The sequence below is a fragment of the Chryseobacterium camelliae genome (assembly GCF_030818575.1).
In the GTDB taxonomy this organism is placed as follows: Bacteria; Bacteroidota; Bacteroidia; order Flavobacteriales; family Weeksellaceae; genus Chryseobacterium; species Chryseobacterium camelliae_A.
The window spans coordinates 2,383,414-2,402,612 of sequence record NZ_JAUTAL010000001.1; the positions used below are offsets into that span (position 1 = coordinate 2,383,414).

Annotated in this window: 9 protein-coding genes and 2 pseudogenes; 3 read left to right on the forward strand and 8 right to left on the reverse strand. The window is 38.1% G+C overall.

Annotated features, from left to right (window positions below):
- Window positions 1-15: 15 nt before the first annotated feature.
- Window positions 16-1,221: a dicarboxylate/amino acid:cation symporter gene (locus QE404_RS10850; RefSeq protein ID WP_307450371.1), complete on the forward strand. Its 1,206-nt coding sequence runs from the start codon at window positions 16-18 to the stop codon at window positions 1,219-1,221.
- A gap of 40 nt (window positions 1,222-1,261) precedes the next feature.
- Here the strand turns inward: QE404_RS10850 and QE404_RS10855 are convergent.
- From QE404_RS10855 to QE404_RS10865, 3 genes and pseudogenes are all read right to left on the reverse strand, one after another.
- A pseudogene (locus tag QE404_RS10855) lies at window positions 1,262-1,649 on the reverse strand (DUF779 domain-containing protein).
- An 88-nt stretch (window positions 1,650-1,737) separates the two neighbouring features.
- Entirely contained in the window at window positions 1,738-2,775 is a 1,038-nt protein-coding gene (gene adhP / locus QE404_RS10860; protein ID WP_307450375.1) for an alcohol dehydrogenase AdhP, read from the reverse strand.
- A 301-nt stretch (window positions 2,776-3,076) separates the two neighbouring features.
- The gene (locus tag QE404_RS10865) at window positions 3,077-4,606 is read right to left on the reverse strand and encodes an aldehyde dehydrogenase family protein (protein WP_307450376.1); all 1,530 of its coding nucleotides are present in this window, start codon (window positions 4,604-4,606) and stop codon (window positions 3,077-3,079) included.
- 189 nt (window positions 4,607-4,795) lie between these two features.
- Here QE404_RS10865 and QE404_RS10870 point away from each other — a divergent pair, with 189 nt between their 5' ends.
- On the forward strand, window positions 4,796-5,710 hold the full coding sequence (locus QE404_RS10870; RefSeq protein ID WP_307450378.1) for an AraC family transcriptional regulator: 915 nt from the start codon (window positions 4,796-4,798) through the stop codon (window positions 5,708-5,710).
- Window positions 5,711-5,934: 224 nt separating this feature from the next.
- On the opposite strand, the gene QE404_RS10875 is transcribed toward QE404_RS10870, so the two are convergent.
- A complete protein-coding gene (locus QE404_RS10875; protein ID WP_307450380.1) occupies window positions 5,935-6,369 on the reverse strand; it encodes an ester cyclase in 435 nt (144 codons plus the stop codon).
- A 66-nt stretch (window positions 6,370-6,435) separates the two neighbouring features.
- Window positions 6,436-7,023: a Crp/Fnr family transcriptional regulator gene (locus QE404_RS10880; protein ID WP_307450382.1), complete on the reverse strand. Its 588-nt coding sequence runs from the start codon at window positions 7,021-7,023 to the stop codon at window positions 6,436-6,438.
- Between the two features lie 569 nt (window positions 7,024-7,592).
- On the opposite strand from QE404_RS10880, the gene QE404_RS10885 reads away from it, so the two are divergent.
- Entirely contained in the window at window positions 7,593-9,641 is a 2,049-nt protein-coding gene (locus tag QE404_RS10885) for a S9 family peptidase (RefSeq protein ID WP_307453892.1), read from the forward strand.
- A 160-nt stretch (window positions 9,642-9,801) separates the two neighbouring features.
- Here the strand turns inward: QE404_RS10885 and QE404_RS10890 are convergent.
- From QE404_RS10890 to QE404_RS10900, 3 genes and pseudogenes are all read right to left on the reverse strand, one after another.
- A pseudogene (locus QE404_RS10890) lies at window positions 9,802-10,331 on the reverse strand (integrase core domain-containing protein); the annotation flags it as partial.
- Between the two features lie 26 nt (window positions 10,332-10,357).
- A protein-coding gene (locus tag QE404_RS10895) for an IS3 family transposase (protein WP_307450385.1) occupies window positions 10,358-11,469 on the reverse strand; the annotation gives its coding sequence in 2 pieces (ribosomal slippage) (window positions 10,358-11,214 and window positions 11,214-11,469; 1,113 coding nt in all).
- Between the two features lie 631 nt (window positions 11,470-12,100).
- On the reverse strand, window positions 12,101-19,171 hold the full coding sequence (locus QE404_RS10900; protein ID WP_307450387.1) for an RHS repeat-associated core domain-containing protein: 7,071 nt from the start codon (window positions 19,169-19,171) through the stop codon (window positions 12,101-12,103).
- Between the last annotated feature and the right edge of the window lie 28 nt (window positions 19,172-19,199).

The window sequence follows — 19,199 nt, forward strand, 5'->3', positions numbered from 1 at the left end:
GATAAAAAGCAGTATATGAAAGAGGTATTAAAGAACTATTCCGGGATTCTCTGGCTGTTATCCGGCATTATGTTGGGAAGCATCATAGGAATATTTGCTCCGGGAACCGTAACTTACCTGAAACCTTTGGGCGATATTTTCCTGAACCTTCTTTTTGTAAGTGTCGTCCCGCTGGTCTTTTTTGCCGTGGCCAATTCTATTGCCTCCCTTGAACAGCAATCTGAATTCGGGAAAATTGTACTGACTATGATTCTCACTTTTCTTCTATTCATCCTCATTGCGGCTCTCTTTACCATAGGTGCCGTTTATCTGTTTCCGATTTCAGGAATCAGCGGGAGTGCGGAAGCGCTTGTGGAAACGGTTTCTGAAGACAGCTGGGGGAATAGGATCGTCAGTTTCTTTACAGTGGGTGAATTTACAGAATTGTTTTCCCGCAAGAATATGCTTGCCCTGCTTATCTTTGCTTTCCTCACGGGTTTTGCCGCCAGAAAATCGGGTGAGAAGGGACATTTATTCAGGGAATTTATGGCGTCTGGTTATGAAGTGATGAAAGAACTGCTGCTGATCATTATGAAACTGGCACCTATTGGGCTGGGTGCGTATTTTGCCTATCAGGTGGCAACTCTGGGACCGCAACTGTTTGGATTTTATGCCAAGCCTCTCGGCCTGTATTATGTTGCAGGAATTGTTTATTTCTTTGTATTTTTCTCCCTCTATGCTTTTATTTCAGATGCTAAAAGCGGAATCAGGAATTTCTGGAGCAATGCTGCCTATCCTACTTTGACGGCCCTGAGTACCTGCAGCAGCTTTGCCACCATGCCTGCCAATCTTCAGGCTGCAGCAAAAATAGGAGTTCCTAATGCGATTTCAAACCTGGTCATCCCTATCGGTACTACCCTGCATAAAAACGGATCCTCCATGTCTTCCATCATTAAAATTTATGTTGCGTTTATGATTATCGGCCGTGATTTTTTTGAGCCAACAAATTTACTGCTGGCGCTCGGAATTACCGTTTTTGTAAGCATTGTCGCCGGAGGTATTCCTAATGGCGGATATATTGGGGAAATGCTGATGATCTCAGTCTATAAGCTACCGCAGGAAGCGGTTCCGGCCGTTATCATCATCGGAACGCTCGTAGATCCTCTTGCTACGGTTTTGAATGCCGTGGGACAGGTGGTGGCTGCCATGTTCGTGAACAGGTTTGTAAAGGTGGATGGTTAAGAAATTTTGGATTATGGATTTTGAATGTAGTGTCTTAGAGCTATTCACTTCTTTTTACCTGTTCCAGGTTTTCATATTCTTCAGGGGTAAATAGTCGGTATTCCACCCGAAATGTTTTACCTAAAGGGGTTTCCAGGGAAAAGCCTCCCGGTCCGAAACCATCGGTGACATCCAGCGTGAAGTGTGAATATTTCCAGTATTCGAATAAGTCGCGGTCGATCCAGAATTCATGACCGTTGATCGTTCCGATCATGGCATCGTTCATCCTTGGGAAAAAACCTCCCTTCTCAAAACACTGGGGCTGGGTTCCCTCACAACATCCGCCCGCCTGATAAAACATCAGGTCTCCGTATTTTTTTTTCAAGCTCCCAGATTACTTCCAATGCCTTTTCAGTGGCTGAAAGCCTTGATACTTTCTTAGTTTCCATTTTTATATTTTTAATTTCTTGTTTTCTAAAGTTAAAAAATTCCGGCGAAATTTCATTTCACCGGAACTCTTAAAAACCTTTATATCAATTAATTTGAACTTCCGGCAATGTCAAGAACGATCCGTCCGTCAATCTGCCCTTTCTTCATTTTATCAAAAACTTCGTTGATATCTTCCAGCTTTGCAGAAGTTACCGTTGCTTTTACCAGGCCTTCGTTTGCAAAATCCAACGCTTCCTGAAGATCTTTTCTTGTTCCTACGATAGATCCTCTTACGGTAATTCTTTTCAGTACCGTATCAAAGATCGGAAGCTCGAATGAACCCGGCGGCAATCCGTTCAGGGCAATAGTCCCTTTCCTTCTCAATACATCAATTCCCTGTTTGAACGCGATGGGAGAAACGGCTGTAATCAATGCACCGTGCATTCCGCCTACTTCTTTGTGGAGGTACTCTCCCGGATCTGTATTTTTTGCGTTTACCACAAGATCAGCTCCCAGCTTTTTTGCCAATTCCAACTTATCATCCGCCACATCAATAGCTGCCACATGCATTCCCATGGCTTTGGCATACTGAACCGCAACGTGCCCTAATCCTCCGATCCCTGAAATAGCAACCCATTCTCCCGGCTTTGTTTCGGTCTCTTTTAATCCTTTGTAGACTGTAACTCCGGCACACAGAATCGGGGCAATTTCCAAAAAGTTGACATCCGGTTTCAAATGTCCTACATATCTAGAATCGGCAATTACATATTCCGCAAAGCCACCATCTACGCTATAGCCTCCGTTTTTCTGAGCTTCACACAGGGTTTCCCAGCCTGTAATACAATAATCGCAGCATCCACAGGCAGAATATAGCCAGGGAACACCTACAGCATCACCTTCTTTTACCTGGGCTTCCGGACCACAGGCAACGACAATGCCTACTCCTTCATGCCCTGGAATTAATGGCATTTTTGGTTTTACAGGCCAGTCGCCATCGACTGCATGTAAATCAGTATGGCAAACGCCGCAGGCAATTACTTTCACCAACACCTCATATCTACCAGGTTCTCTTACAGCAACTTCTTCTATTTTTAAAGGTTGCCCGTAGCCCTGAACTAGGGCGGCTTTCATTGTTTTTGGGATCATAGTTTAATTTTTTTGATTTTAGTTTTAATTTGTACTTTTTTTCAGTTGCTGATGTTAAAATCAAACTGTTTCCGATTCAGTTTTTATATGAATCTGATCGTTTTCCTTTAAAAATTTTCACTTCAGCTCCTGCTTACCTGAATTCTTCAGGCAAGGAAACATAGCTGTCTGCGTGAGGGATAGAAAGGGGCTCGCTGAAAGCGGGCGTGCAAAGCACCGGAACAAAGTGGAGCCCTGGATAGCCCGGCCGCCTTCACCGTTGCAAGACGGGGAAGACGGACACGCCATCGATTATTAAAAATTAAAAGAAACCTAATTTGTTCTTGTTGTAAGAAATCAGCATATTTTTGGTCTGACGGTAATGATCCAGCATCATTTTATGATTCTCTCTACCGATTCCCGATTGCTTATAGCCTCCGAACGGTGCTCCCGCCGGATAGGAATGGTACTGGTTCACCCAAACCCTTCCCGCCTGGATCTTTCTCGGAATATTGTACAGCTGATGCGCATCTCTTGTCCAGACTCCAGCCCCTAAACCATAAATGGTATCGTTGGCAATTTTTACAGCATCTTCCTCGTCTTTGAAAGTTGTAAACGCCAATACCGGCCCGAAGATTTCCTCCTGGAAGATCCTCATTCTGTTATTCCCTTTAAAGATGGTCGGCTGGATGTAATATCCGTTTTCCAGTCCGTCTCCTACATGATTCACATCTCCTCCGGTAAGCACTTCCGCTCCTTCTTCTTTCCCAAGCTTAATGTACGAAAGAATCTTATCTTTCTGGATCTGAGAAGCCTGCGCTCCCATCATTACGGTTTTATCTAAAGGATTCCCTACTTTAATGGCTTTTACCCTTTGAATCACTTTTTCAATGAATGCATCTGCAATATCCTCCTGTACAAGCAGCCTGGACGGGCAGGTACAGATTTCCCCCTGGTTCAGGGCAAATAATACCGCACCTTCAATAGCTTTATCCAGGAATTCGTCATCAGCGTCCATCACCGAGCTGAAGAAGACGTTTGGAGATTTTCCTCCCAATTCGAGGGTTACCGGAATAATATTTTCCGTAGCATACTGCATCACCAGCCTTCCGGTAGCGGTAGATCCGGTAAATGCTGCTTTGGCCACTTTAGGATTAGTAACCAGCGCTCTTCCCAGTTCTGCTCCGAAACCGTTGACTATATTAACAACTCCTGCCGGCAACAAGTCCCCAATAAGTTCCATCAGAACCATAATGGAGATCGGTGTGCTTTCAGCAGGTTTAAGTACGACGCAGTTTCCTGCTGCAAGTGCCGGAGCCAGCTTCCAGACCGCCATCAGGATCGGGAAATTCCACGGGATGATCTGTGCAATAACGCCCAGCGGTTCGTGGACAATCAGGGATACGGTATCCTTATCCAGTTCGTTATGTGATCCCTCCTCAGCACGGATTACGGAAGCGAAATACCTGAAATGGTCAATCGCCAGCGGAATATCCGCAGCCAGGGTTTCGCGTACCGCTTTACCGTTGTCAATAGTTTCTACGGTAGCCAGGTACTCCAGGTTCTGCTCTATCCGGTCTGCAATTTTATTCAGGATAATACTTCTTTCGGTAGAAGAAGTGTCTTTCCAGGTCTGAAAAGCTTTTTCCGCAGCATTTACTGCCAGTTCCAGATCTTCCTTAGAAGAATGTGCCGCTTGCGTAAATACTTTACCGTCTACCGGAGAAACGACATCAAAATACTGCCTGTTTACCGGCGCCGTAAATTGTCCGTTAATATAGTTGTCATATTTTCCTTTGAATTCAGGCCACTGTAAAAGTGTGCCGGATTGTTGTTCTGTCGTAGTGCTCATAACTGTGTTATTTGAATTTTAATTTTATATTGTAACCAAATTACACATCTCGTGAAAAAACAAATAGCATAATCGTACAGAAAAACTTCACAATCGTATTGCACCCATCAATTTTATCATTTCATTAACAAAACTACTGTGTTAAAATTGTTTATATTTGGGTTAATATCACCATTAAAATGTTTCGCTATGAATTCTAATAAGGTTTTACTCAACAGACCCGCACTGAAAGCGGAAAAGCAGCTATCCACTCTGATTGAACACCGAACCACGTTCAACCTTAACAACTGCGAATTCAGCATTTATGAAACTCACAGGGCTGCTTACGGCGTAAAACTGCATTTTGACCATATTGCCTTTACCGCGATGCTCCGCGGTAAGAAGCACATGAAACTGGAAGATAAAACGGGCTATTTCGATTATTTTCCCGGTGAAAGCATCCTCGTTGCTCCCGGTGAAACTATGGTCATTGATTTTCCCGAAGCGGATGAAACCCCATCACAATGCATTTCCCTAAGCCTTAATCCCGATTTTATCGAAAATTCTCTTCAGAACCTGAACTATCACCTTCCCAAAATTGACGAAACCTCGCAGTGGAACATTCAACTGGATGAATATTTCCTGTTCAACAACCCTTCTCTTGCCTCTGCCACCAACAATATTATGCGCATCGCCATGGACGATAATTCTCAAAAGGATATCATGGCCGATTTCGCTCTTAAGGAGCTGCTGATCCGTCTGATGCAAACCCAGGCCAGAAGCATGGTGGAAAAGAATATCACCAGGAATAAATCCCGCATCAGTTTAGCCGTCGACTACATTCGCAAAAACCTCCATCAGAAACTGACCATAGAAAAGATTGCTGAATTTGTTTACGTCAGCAAATCCAATTTCTTCAAGCTTTTCAAAGAAGAGCTGGGCATCTCCCCCAACGATTTCATTTTACAGGAACGCATCAACCGCGCCAAAGAACTGCTGGCCACCCAGAACAGCATCAAAGAAACGGCTTTCCAGACCGGCTTTTCAGATGCGAATTATTTTACGCGGGTGTTTAAGCAATGGGTAGGCGTGACGCCGGGGAGCTATCGGGAGAGGAGGATGTGATAGAACTTAAATCTTTTTTTTCTTTTTCTAAATCCTTACTGGCACGTGCGGCATTCAGGGATTTTAATATTTACAACGATTCGTTTGACTATTATTTTCTACATAATTCATGTTATATATTGATTTTTCAAAATTTGCTATACATACATTAATCTGAACAATATTCCTATTCCGTAGTACATAACCGGTTATTTACTACTCAATCAAAATGATTACTCATTACCCTAATCCTGAGACTTGCAGCCCATCGCTGCATCTTTGAGTTGATTTTCAATAGAATTGCCATCGAGCAATGCCCAGTGTTCGATAATCTTACCTTCTTTAATTTTAAAATATCGATAACCAATAACTGACACTTCTGCACCAGCCGGTTCAATATTACGCCAGATTCCGATATGTTTCAGATACATTCTGAATTTAATCATCGATTTATCATTTTCCGTTACCTGCTCTTCTATTACGGACCGATGTTTAAAAGATTTGCCTGTACCTATGATCCAGCTTTTTAAACCTTCTGCATTCGGGGGCAGGTTAGCAGGCAGCGAGTGATCTACAAAATCAGCATGAATATAATTTTTTAATAGATCAAACCGACTTTCATTCCATATATCAGTTATAAACTGTTGTATTAATTCCCTTTTGCTTTTTAAAGTATCCATATCTTTTTTTTAGCAAAGCTAAAAGACTTACTAAAAAAAATGTGCGGCAATTGTCACATATTTGAATTATTTACGTCCTCGTATGCGGCTTAACGTTTCCCTTGAAACACCAATATAGGAGGCAATCTGGCTTAGTGTTGCCTTTTGAAATAACAAGGGACGGCTCTTTAAAAGGAAAGCATACCTTTCGGCTGGCGTTTTAAGTTTAAATAGGTTGGTCTGTTCTTCCTGTTCTGCCAATAATTGTTCCAGCAGCATTCTACCAAAGCACGCAATTTCCAGCGATACCTCATAAAGTTGCTGTAGGGTTTGCTTTTCAAAACTCAGAACAACGGATTTTTCGGTCATCTGGATTTCGTATTTCGATGGTGTTCCATTACGCAAGCTGGTTAAATTAGTTACAAAGTCTCCTTTTAAATGAAAATTCAAGTTGATTTCCTTGCTTTTGTTAAAACATAGCGACCGGGCAAATCCCTGTTCTATGAAGTAAATATTCTTGCAAACCTGATCTGGGTTCAAAAGAGAATCATTTTTTTCAATATGACGTATCCTTACACAATCAAGCAATTTTCGCTCGCCATCCTCAGACAACGAATGGATTGACCTGATTTTATTCAAAAAGCCAGTGTAGAATGAAGCAGGTTGTTCTTTCATAGTGTTATGAGTATATTTCTATTTTAAAGAATCTAATCACGGAGGTAACTATCTTAATGCCAAGCGTAGTGATCCATCCATGGTTGATTAAAAGTTGCAGCCAGAGCATCTTATCATGGAACGTCACAAATTAAATATAATTCCACCAGCGAACAGAAAAATTCGATTGTCAATTATACAATTATTTGATAATTTACAAATCAAAATAACAATAACAATTAAATTTCTAATTCTACATTACAATTCAGCTATTGAGGAATGACTTATTGATTTAATTAAACGATAAATAGTTGCCCAATTTTGTCTACTTTGAGGGATATTTCTTGTCGCTATTAGATATGATTTTATTTCTTTTCTTTGAGTATATTTTAATTTGGATTTCTATCTCCAATTCTATCTTCTTTTGTACATATCAAAGACTTTTTAATCCGTTCTTTAAGCATTTTTATTTTAAATTATGCAAAAGTTCCGACCGATGCTGTAACATTTATAAATTAATACCAACAAATAAGATATAAGATATAGAGTCACAGACATTGATGACAATGCTATACCATAAAACATAGAAAATGAAAAAAATATTTTATTTATTAGTCTTATTTGTAGGTCTAGTGACCACAAAGGCGCAGGAAGTCCCTTTACTAGATAGAGAACTTTTTTTTGGAAACCCGGAAATTAGCGGAGGACAGTTAAGTCCGGACGGAAAATGGATTTCCTTTACAAAAGAATACGAAGGAATTATGAATATCTGGGTAAAACAAATTGATGAACCCTTTGAGAAAGCACGTCCATTAACAAACAGCAAACGCCCTTTAAATGGGTATTTCTGGACGGAGGATGGAAAATACATTTTATATGTAAAAGATAATAATGGTGATGAAAATATGAATATTTTTGCAGTAGATCCTATGACAAAAGTAACAAAAGGAGTTCCTGAATCCAGAAATATAACACCGCTTAAAGAGGTCACTGCGCAGATTTACTTAGCCAGCAGAAAAGATCCGGATCTCTTGATGGTTGGATTAAATAACCGTGATAAAGCATGGCATGATTTATATTCCCTGAAAATTTCTACAGGTGAACTGAAAAAGATCTACGAGAATAAAGACCGTATCACAAGCTATGATTTTGATTGGGATGAAAAATTGAGAGTTCTTTCCAAAACAGATAATAAAGGAACTACACAGTTTTTTTACAAAGAGGGCGATAAACTAACTCCTATTTATGAAACACTGGTAACAGAAAATGCTTACATCTCCAATTGGAACGAGGATAATTCTAAATTTTATCTGATAACCAATAAAGGAGATCTGGATAAGTCTACACTATTCCTGATGGACCCGAAAACTAAACAGATCACTAAGATAGAAAGTGACCCTAAGGATAAATTAGATTTCGGAGAACTTTTTCTGGACAGAAATACAAAAAAAATAGTCTATACCTCTTATACAGGAGATAAAACCGAATATTACTGGAAAGATAAAACATGGGAAGCTAATTATAAATTCCTGCAAAGTAAATTCCCAGGAAGAGAAGTTGGTTTTGCGAGCTCTACCAATGATTATTCTAAATTCCTGATCTCTGTAGGAGGAGACAAATATGCTTCTGATGCTTATTTGTTTGATGCAAAAACAAAGGAATTAACTTTCCAATATACTCCAAGAACAGAATTGAAAAAAGTTGAAAAGTTTCTTGCTGCTATGAACCCTATCAGTTATAAAAGCAGTGACGGACTTGACATTCAGGCTTATCTGACATTACCTGTAGGATCAACAGGAAAGAATGTTCCACTAGTTGTTTTTGTACATGGAGGTCCAAAAGGCCCAAGAGATTACTGGGGATACAATTCAGCAGTACAGTTTTTAGCCAACAGAGGATATGCTGTTTTACAGCCCAACTTCAGAGCAAGCGGCGGATATGGTAAAAAATTCCTGAATGGTGGAGATCTTCAGTGGGGAAAACTAATGCAAGATGATATTACATGGGGTGTAAAATACTTGATCGATCAGGGAATTGCAGATAAAAACAAGGTTGCTATTATGGGGGGAAGTTATGGTGGGTACGCAACTCTTGCAGGTCTAGCATTCACTCCAGATGTATATGCTGCCGGAGTGGATATTGTAGGACCAAGCAACTTGTTTACCCTATTGGATTCTGTTCCTGCTTACTGGGAATCCGGACGTGCATTCCTGTATGGTATGATAGGTGACCCAAGAACTGAAGAAGGTAAAAAACGTATGTATAATGCTAGTCCTTTATTTAGTGCAGATAAGATCAATAAACCTTTATTGATTGTTCAGGGCGCTAATGACCCAAGGGTAAAACAGGCCGAAGCCGATCAGATCGTAATCGCCCTTCGTGATAAAGGCAAAAAGGTAAACTACATCCTTGCTGATGACGAGGGTCATGGTTTCCATAAGCCGGTAAACAAAATAGCGATGTACGCTGAAATAGAGAAGTTTCTTTCTGAAGTAATTGGAGGAAGATATCAACAAGAAATGCCTGATAATGTAGCAAAACGGTTAAAAGAAATGACTGTTGATATTTCAAAAGTAACTTACACATCAACTCAAAAAGCAACAACAGAAACAGAAAAAAAGTCTGAAATAAAACGATAGTTTATTTATAAAATTCAATAGCCCCAATAAAAAGATCGCTCATTATGAAATGAGCGATCTTTTTATTGGGGCTATATCACTTGGTTGATAAAATCTGAGTTTTATCAACTGTAATAGCCACGACTTTATCTGACAGTTAGGGTTTAAAAATAATTGTCAGTTATCCAATACTGTCCTTACTTCCAAAAGTAAGGATTTTTTGTTCCTCAGCAAGTGTTTCCAATAATTTCTCTTTTGCTATAGTTTTACTATCCAAAAACGTCTGCATCGGTGTCTTACCGTAACAATGTTTTCCTGTATGCGTTCTTTCATTGTTGTAATACGACAGCCAGCTGTTTAAGTCTAATTGCAGTTCTTCAATGCTTCTGTAAATTTTCTTTCTGAAAGCTATGGCATAAAACTCGTCTTGTATAGTCCTGTGAAAACGTTCGCAAATGCCATTGGTCTGAGGGCTTTTAGCCCTGGTCTTCGTATGATCGATGTCTTCAATGGCCAAATAGAGCTGGTATTCATGCTGTTCTCTTATCCCACAGTATTCCGTTCCTCTGTCTGTTAAAATTCTGAGTAAACGAAGTTCCTGCTGCTCAAAGAAAGGGACTACCTGATCATTAAGCATGTCAGCAGCAATAAGAGCATTTTTACGGTCATATAGCTTTGCAAATACTACCTTTGAAATGTATCAATAAAAGTGACCTCCCCCCGATATATGGAACAGTCTAAAGTAGAGAAATTTGTTTTTTTTGACTGTTAGAGATAAATTCATTTGGTGTCAAATTCCCTAGCGAGCTATGAGGTCTGTAGGTGTTGTAATCTTCCCTCCAAATATCCAGCTTTTGCTGTGCATCTTCTAAGGAAAGAAACCAATTAACATTAAGACACTCTTCCCGTAATGATCCGTTAAAACTCTTAATAAATGCATTGTCGGTAGGTTTTCCCGGTCTGGAAAAATCCAGCTCTATTTTCTTTTCATAAGCCCATCTGTCTAATGCTTTACTGATAAACTCAGGACCATTATCAATCTTAATCCGCTTAGGAGAAGCCTGTTGTTCAAAGGTAACATTTTTTAATATCTCTGCAACATTTTCACCTTTGAGGGAAATTCCGCAATGGATTGCCAATGATTTTCGACTATAATTATCCACTAAAGTTAAAATCCTGAACTTCTTACCGTCAAAGAGGGCATCACTCATAAAGTCCATACTCCAGCATTCATGTAAAGTAGAGGCTGTACCATTAGTAGGAACTCTGGATCGTGAGGATTTTATTCTTTTGTTTAGTTTTCGTCTCAGATTTAACCCTTCTTCACAATAGATTCTGTAAACGCGTTTATGATTATCTTTCCAACCCTCACGTCTTAGCAGAATATGTAAACGATCAATACCATAGCGAATACGGATGTTAGATAATTCTATCAGTCGCATTCTAAGTGCTGTATCATCCCTTCGATGTGGATGGTAATAATAAACACTGGATTGTAAAAATATCAGGCGGCAGCTTCTTCTCTGTGAAATTCTGTAAGCATCTTGTATAACCCTCGCCAGTTCACGCTTCTGAACCGGCTTTAGAACTTTTTTTTCAGCACATCCTGAAGAATTTGCTTATCCAGACTTAGGTCGGCTACCAATTTTTTGAGTTGACTGTTCTCTTCCTCTAATTGGCGTAAACGACGAAGTTCTGTAATTCCCAAACCTCCAAATTTTTTCTTCCAATTGTAGAAAGTTGCCTCACTTATACCCATCTTTCTACAAACTTCTTCAACTTTTACTCCCGTCTCAGATTGTTTCAAAGCAAATACAATCTGACTCTCTGTAAATCTGCTCTTTTTCATTAGATTTTTCTTTATTTAAAATTAATTATTTCTCGAAAAATCTCTACTTTTAATTGATCCGGTTTTTTGGGAAAAGGTCAAACTGTGCTTTTAGAACTAATACTTGTTTTCAAAACTCATCCATGTTCATTGTTTTCTAATAGATATATTGTCAAATCTTGATCTAATCCCTTTTTCACATTTACAACTATTAATGCTTTCTTTGCATCATCTAGCAAGAGCATCTTGCTCGAATGGCATTTGCAATTTAAATCTATTTATTAATTTTTTCAAACTCCCTTATTGGTATGAACTGGGGATGCTCACGCCAATAAGGGAGTTTTGTTTTAATAGAGAAAATATTTGTTACTTTTTTAATTACATAAGTTAATATTAAAGATACTTAAGATATCTGTTATAACTCCACGCCCTATAAAAAAATAGACTATCGTAAATATGAATGAAAATATTGCAGCTTGCCAACCATTTACATCTGTAAACCAAGACCATACTGACTGCTTTTTCCTTTTTTTATAATATTTTTTATAATCAAAATCAGATTTTCTAAATTTAAAATCTAAAACAAAAAATATATAAAGAAAAATAAAAAATAAAAAAATACTATTTTGAATTATGTAATTGCACATCCAGTTTACTTTAATTGTTTCTGAATTTCTTTCCATGCTTTAGGACCTCCCTTAATAGCTCCTTTCATTAAGATCCCTTTCCATATTTTATTATAATTGCCTAGCTGGTAATTACCCCAAGACTCTATTCCAAATCCAGTCCACCACATTCCTTCTCCAATAAATACTCCAGGTGCTGAACCTCCTCTTGTTGGAAGTAATAATTGTTTTGACACAAAACCAACAGCAGTTCCTGAATATTTAATACCTTGTCCTAGAGTAACGGTAGACATAGCTTGAATTTTCATATTGTAAACATTGGTATAATTTCCTTTAGTTGCAACATTGAATCTATATAGAGCATCATTCCCTTTTATTGAACCAACAACTTTTCCTCCGGAGCCATATATATTTACCACTTGGTACCCATCAGCAGCACCTGACTCATTTATTGTTTGATATCCTTCGGCTACCTTGTTTAGGACCCACCTTTTATCATCTTTAGAATATCTTGCATCCCAATGTTGTGTTAACACTTCTTTAGGTGAATAGAAATCTATTGTATGCATTACGTGGTTAAACCCAGCAACAACTCCTCCAATTAAAGCTCCCTGCCAGAAATTCCCCCCAGTAAGCTCAGAACCAACGCCTCCTAAAACTGCTCCCGAAGCTATGGTTCCTACGGCACTGTTTGCAAACTTCCCGGCAACTGCAGTAAATGCTGACGCCCCTATACTTCCTAAAAAACCTGAAACAAAAGCACTTCCAAAGCCCTGTCCTTGTACTAAGGATAATATGCCCTGCGCTAAAGCATGTGCTGTTCCTTGAACAAATATAGTTCCTAATTTTCCAAGTTCTGTTGCAATTTGGGTTGCTGTACCTGCTGAGTTGACAAATACACTTCCTATGCCATAAGTAACAGCAGCAGAAGCCGCACCGAATAAAGTCGATTTTAAGAATCCTCCCAAATCCCAATTCTGTCCTGTAATAGAAACCATGATCGTATAGCTAAATGATGCTACCATAGCTCCTATAATTACAGCTGATAAAAGTGCAGATTCCACAATAAACTCTCCGCTAGGATCATTAAACATCAGTGGATTATTCATTACATATCCATACTTATTGTAGTTTTGGGTATTGTAAGGTTCCTGTATGTTTTCATCTGCATTTAAAAATCTTCTTAATAAAGGATCATACAATCTACCGTTCATATGGATGATTCCTACCTCTGCGAAATGTTCATGGCTGGTATAGCCTCTATCAATGATTAATGATGATTGATCAATGATGTTTTTATCAGTGACAATTGCTCCATTTCCTATCTGTAGGTGGGTGAAATTACCCCATGCATCAAAATGCCTCTGCTCCAGCTTATTTCCTGCTTCATCACTGATGGCTAGGATGCTTCCGATGTAATCCTTATGTAAAAATTTGTAAAAACCGCTGCTCTCCGTAAAGTTCTTTAAATATACAATATTAGATTCATAAGGTGTTCCTCCGATATAAATGATATGCTTTTCCTGACCGGTCGTATTGTCTCTTACCACTTCATAGCTTCCGTCTTCACTGTAGTACTTTGTGAACTTTCCTTCCCCATCAGTACTGAAACTACCACCGTATGTAACCATCTGCCGCATACTTGTGAGTCCATACTGAAAAGCTACATCCCCTTTCATTCCATCAATGAAAACAGGATCATTGTTTTCATTATAGACAATGCTCTGGATTAGGTCATTGTTATAATTCTGTTCTCCAGCTACATTCAAGGTCATTCCGGTAGGTTGGTAGATTTTAGCAGAATTTTCATACTTCATGGTTCCCACCTGATCATTCTCCATGATCCTACCTTTAACATCATAGACATTTCGATTACTTGATGGTTTAATTCCTGTTACTGGATTCGTCCAGTTGACCAATCTATTATTATCATCATAGTCAAAAAGTTCAGTTATATTAAAATCCCCTCCTGTTACCCTGCTTTTCAATTCATTTTTTATAGCATCAAATGAATAAGAAAGTTGAAGGATACTTGGCTTCACCACTGATGAGTGGTTTACGTTAGTTAAGAAGCCGTTGGAATCGTAGGTATTATTGATATCAGCAGCACCTAACTTAGCCTTTAAAACCTGACCTTTGGTATTGGTTTCCTCAAGCTCCCATAATGCTTTTCCAGAGTTTTTGTCTTTTATCTGATAAAGTTCTCCGTTCCATGCACTGTATACATTTTCTATCTGAACTTTGGTAAGGGTTCCGGAAGAGTATAATTGCTTTTCATAAGAAATTATCCTTCCTTTATCATCATAAGTAATTCCTTTTTCGATAAAATATTTTCCGTTGCTGCTTTCTGATGAAGACAGTAATCTTCCTTGTGGATCGTAGGAAAGACTCGAACTATACGCTTTCCCTTTTGAAGTCCCACTTTTTGAAATTACTCTGCCTTTATTATCATAGGTATAAGAAATAATTTTATCTGTGGCCTGACCTCCGTCTGTTGTTGACTGTTCTTTTTGAGAAATCAACTGACCAAAATTATTGTAAGTATATTCCTTGTTTCCTTTTGGACTGATGATTTTCTTAGGCTGCCCGAAACCATCATACTCATATTTATATAATCCATTAGATGGATCATTGAATTCAGATTTTCTTCCCCAAGAATCATACTTGGTTACTACAGTATTCTCAGCATATTTAGCTTCTATCTGGTCTCCGGCTGCATTATAAGCAAATTGAATAGTTCCTCCTTTATCACTGGAAGAAATGACATTCCCTAAAGCGTCTGCAGTTTTGGATGTTGTCCTACCATAACCATTCAGTTCTTTAACAGTAGTAGTTAAACCAGAAACAGAAGTTTCTATCTGCTTCCCGGTGAATGCGGTAGCAGTTACTTTTGCAGGGAATACAGAATCATCATAAGAAATGATATTCCATTGGCTGGCATTTTGTCCTTCAAAATACGGCTCTGATTCTTTCAGTTTTCTGCCTAAAATATCATATTGAATCTCTTTTGAAATAAACTGGCCCTGCCCAAACGCTTTAGTAGACGATTTATAATCCTGTCCTAACTTATTTGCATACTTCTTAGAGATATTGCCATTAGGGTCATTTTGAATAATTATAACATTGGAATTGTTGTCTCTGTCATACTGGTAAGTTGTTGTTCCTGCTACATTGGTTTTAGATGTCAGGAGCTTGCCCCAGGCATCGTATGTATTGGTAAGAGTGTTAGCTAATGGATCAGTTTGTGTTAAAATTTGCCCCCAATCATTATAGGTAATATTGATTTCTAATCCTAAATTATCAGTTTTCTTTATCACAAACCTTCCTTTTGCATCATATTCAGTTGTTGTAGTTTGTGTTTGGGAATCGATACTATTACTGATTACTTTTTTTGTAACATTTCCAAAACCATCATAATTATACGTCTCCTGCAAATACCCTGAATTATCCCTATTCCATGTTTTTAATGTTTTCAATAAGTTATTTTCATAAATATATTCTTCTTTTTCAGATTTGGTATCACCGTATGCCTGTACCGTTTCTGTTTTGGATTCCTGACGGCCTACAAAATAATCCGGGCCAATTCCGGCTAAATTGTGTGTATACGTAAAATTAGAAGTGGCTATCGCAAAACCGTTATTAATATTGGTAATACTTTGTGCCGGAAGGTAATAATCTCCGTAACTAATGCTTCCTGTTGTAAAAACACCAGTTAAAAAGTCTTTTGTTTTTGTACTTTTTACAACAGTAGCGATTACAATTTTCGGTTTATCAGAGTCTGCAATAGTTCCAGTTATGACCTGCCCATTTAATAATTTATAATTATCATATAATGTAGACTTAAAACTTAACAATTGTGTATTATTCTCAGAAATATCCGTCGGAAATATTTGATTTTCATTATTTGTTCTGATAGACCATTCCTTTATTGGAAGTCCTTCCTGCAAAGGATCCATCTCTGTTCCTGACCAAATTTTTGTATTTTCAAAACCATCGGCGTACCATGAAGAACGGGCTGCCTGACGGAAACCTATCATACCTTTACCTGTAAAATGGTTTATAAAGCCTCTGTACCGGAAATCCTGCTTTTTTCCTTCTTGCCTTAATTGGGATACAGCTACTGACAAAGGTATTTGTTCCAGTTCAAAATAAGGAAATAATTCCTTTTTGACAGGTCTGTAAAAGTTACTATCCACTTTAGGATCAAGATCTTGGTAAGAAACCTGTGTTACAATTTCATTTTGTTTGATAGACCTTATTCTTGCTAAAGCAGGAGTGTAGGCATACCCATATTGAGTCACATAGTTGTAAGCACAACCTACTACTCCCGAACAATCGTCTGGTCTACCTATTGATATGATCTGTTGGTTAGTTCGGTTTAAACTTAAAGTTCCAAAAGGGATAACTTTTTCAGCATATTCTCTTCTCCAGTCTCTTACTCTATAAAACTGTAAATCTCCATTTGTTTGAATAGGTGAATCTAATAAACTCACATTATAATCTCCACCTGCACTTGACACAAACTTCTTAGCAAAACTTGCAGAATTGTCTGTTGTTGTTTTATTAACTGAATAGACAAAAGTCCGTAAAACAGTTTTCTCCTGATCATGATGTGAGCTCCACTCATGATTATTGATAAACACATAACTAACAATAACATCTGATTTGCCGTCTGCATCCAAATCAGCAACATTATATTGAAAATATCTGCTCTCAGAAAATGAGCAACCTCCTCCTGATTCCAAATTATTATGGCTGCTCTCCATTAAAACTTCACCACCGGAGCTATAATAAATAAAATTGTTTATTGAGGATTGATTGAACTTTCTACCGTCAGAAATATATACGTTCCAGTTATACGATTTATTAGCTTGAGGAACCAAAACATCCACTTTGTTATCTCCGTTGAAATCTCCGAATAAAGCTCCGGAAGAAATTCCTTCAAATTTTTGTCCTGAAAAGTTTCCAATACTTATTTTCAAATAGCTTCCGGCGGACTGTTTACGATAATTATAAACATCAGTGATCGTTCCGTCAGATTTTATCTGGATAATATCTTGTATTCCATCTCCATTTAAATCGGCAAAACGATTATTTTTATTAGTATCGGATGAATTATTCACATTTATTCCCTCCTCATATTTATAGATACTATTATTAATATCAGTATTTTCATCAATATCAACTAAAAATGATGAATAATATGTGAAAATATCTACAGTACTGCCATCTGGTGGAGCTATATTTGTCTCATTTCCTCCAGTTTCTGTCCCTGAAGCAATATCATCTCCAAATTCTGTATTAGAGGAATTGATTTCAGGTTTCAGAGTAGCTGGTTGTGATTCAGAAAATTCTGTTGTGTCAGAAGTAGAACTATTATAAGATTTATTAGACTGTGGCGCACTCGTACATCTGTTTTTTCTGTTAAATCCTATCATTAGTTCTGAAATACCATCCCCATCATAATCATAACTATCCAAATAAGTTACATTGAGTGGTACTAATGCAGTACATTCGGAACCTCCACTTAATGTACCGCCAGGATTGTATATGCTGTAAGGTATTACTTTTGAATATTCTAATTTAAATTTACTCTCTGAAGTATCAACGGTATATATTAGTAATTCAAAATTTGGTTTGTCAGAGTCCGAAGTTTCTACTTTATGCGGTATTACTATACCTACTTTATTTTTTACATAACCATCTTTTGTGAAGGTTATTGCTGTAGCTTTTGCAAACTCCCCAGCCGTAAACCTGTTAAGCTCATATTGTAATGGCGTAACTGGTACATCCTTATAAACTGAATTTTTAAAATTTATAACTCCTACAGGACCCGATGGAGATGTTCCTGGATTAGGGATATATTCAAGGTAATCTGTAATACCATCCATATCAAAATCGCCATACTTTTTTGTATTGTTAGTAGCGATACTGTTCTCTTTGGTAGTTTCTTCATTACCGGACTGATAAGGTTCATACTCTATTGTAATGGGATTAGCAGCTTGATCATTGGAATTATACTCCGTTATCTTATTGGCAAACTGATAGCTAGTTTCATTATTGACATATTCTACAGCATATCTTTTAAATAGATTGTCATTAGTTTTTACAATAATCTCTTTTAGCTGTTTATTCTGTGTAAATTTAATTCCATTTAAATAATTGATTTCATTTAAAGTTCTTTCATTAAAATAACTAAATTCAATTTTATTAAAATGTGGCTTGCCTGTTATTTCATTTCCTCCCCATTCTATATCTGAAACAACAGCAACATTAGTAGAGGCAGCCTGAGAATAATGATACGAAATATAATTTCCTTGTGCATCTTTCCACTTGACAATATTATATTCTAAAGGTGTTCTTGCAGTACTATTTCCAGAAGCTATTGCTCCATACCATGACTGCGAGCCATCTTCAAAAGTCACTTCCCAGTATTCAGGTCCTTGCCACAATTGTCCCGTAACAGTTCCAATGGATTTAATTTTTATATTGGAATATTTCTCAGTTACATACTCAGCACCATCTTTTCCATACTCACCTGACTTTAAAATCAATCGCTGACCATTAAAACTATAATAATCCGAATAATCAAGCTGTATCCCTCTTATTTCACCATCCTTTTCAATATTTTTACCAATTCTGGTAATTGTAGTGGTTCCGGATAGATTCCAGCCGTATCCGGCAATCCCGTTTCCTGAACCGCTGGTGTAAACAAGGTTAACCTGAGGTGCTACACTTTTCACCCCTGGTGGCAAAGCAATTGGCAAAGTAAATTGTAATTGTCCTCCTCCATTGACTTCTATATTCCCTTTTGTATCATGGAAACTCTGTCCATCAGGAGCTGTCGTCCCGGAAGGATTGTTGGCTCCTGCGTTTGAATCCACAGGTCCACCGCCGGGATTCTCCGTAGCAGGACCAATTTTGGCTATGAAAGGATTCGACACATCTCCTGATGCCCGAAATCCCTGGGCTAATACCACTATCTGAGGATCCTGGACCGTCCGGGTAGTGCTTTCTGCCTGGTACAGGATGGTCTGGGAAAAGGCCAGGACTGAACACAACGACAGTATAAATGATGAAAATAATCTCATTTTCATTGTTGTTATTATTTAATTTCGTTAAAAG

Coding starts and splice junctions, on each gene's coding strand:
- QE404_RS10900 (WP_307450387.1), bottom strand. CDS start 19,171: ATGAAAATGAGATTATTTTCATCATTTATACTGTCGTTGTGTTCAGTC.
- QE404_RS10885 (WP_307453892.1), top strand. CDS start 7,593: ATGAAAAAAATATTTTATTTATTAGTCTTATTTGTAGGTCTAGTGACC.
- QE404_RS10865 (WP_307450376.1), bottom strand. CDS start 4,606: ATGAGCACTACGACAGAACAACAATCCGGCACACTTTTACAGTGGCCT.
- adhP (WP_307450375.1), bottom strand. CDS start 2,775: ATGATCCCAAAAACAATGAAAGCCGCCCTAGTTCAGGGCTACGGGCAA.
- QE404_RS10870 (WP_307450378.1), top strand. CDS start 4,796: ATGAATTCTAATAAGGTTTTACTCAACAGACCCGCACTGAAAGCGGAA.
- QE404_RS10880 (WP_307450382.1), bottom strand. CDS start 7,023: ATGAAAGAACAACCTGCTTCATTCTACACTGGCTTTTTGAATAAAATC.
- QE404_RS10875 (WP_307450380.1), bottom strand. CDS start 6,369: ATGGATACTTTAAAAAGCAAAAGGGAATTAATACAACAGTTTATAACT.
- QE404_RS10850 (WP_307450371.1), top strand. CDS start 16: ATGAAAGAGGTATTAAAGAACTATTCCGGGATTCTCTGGCTGTTATCC.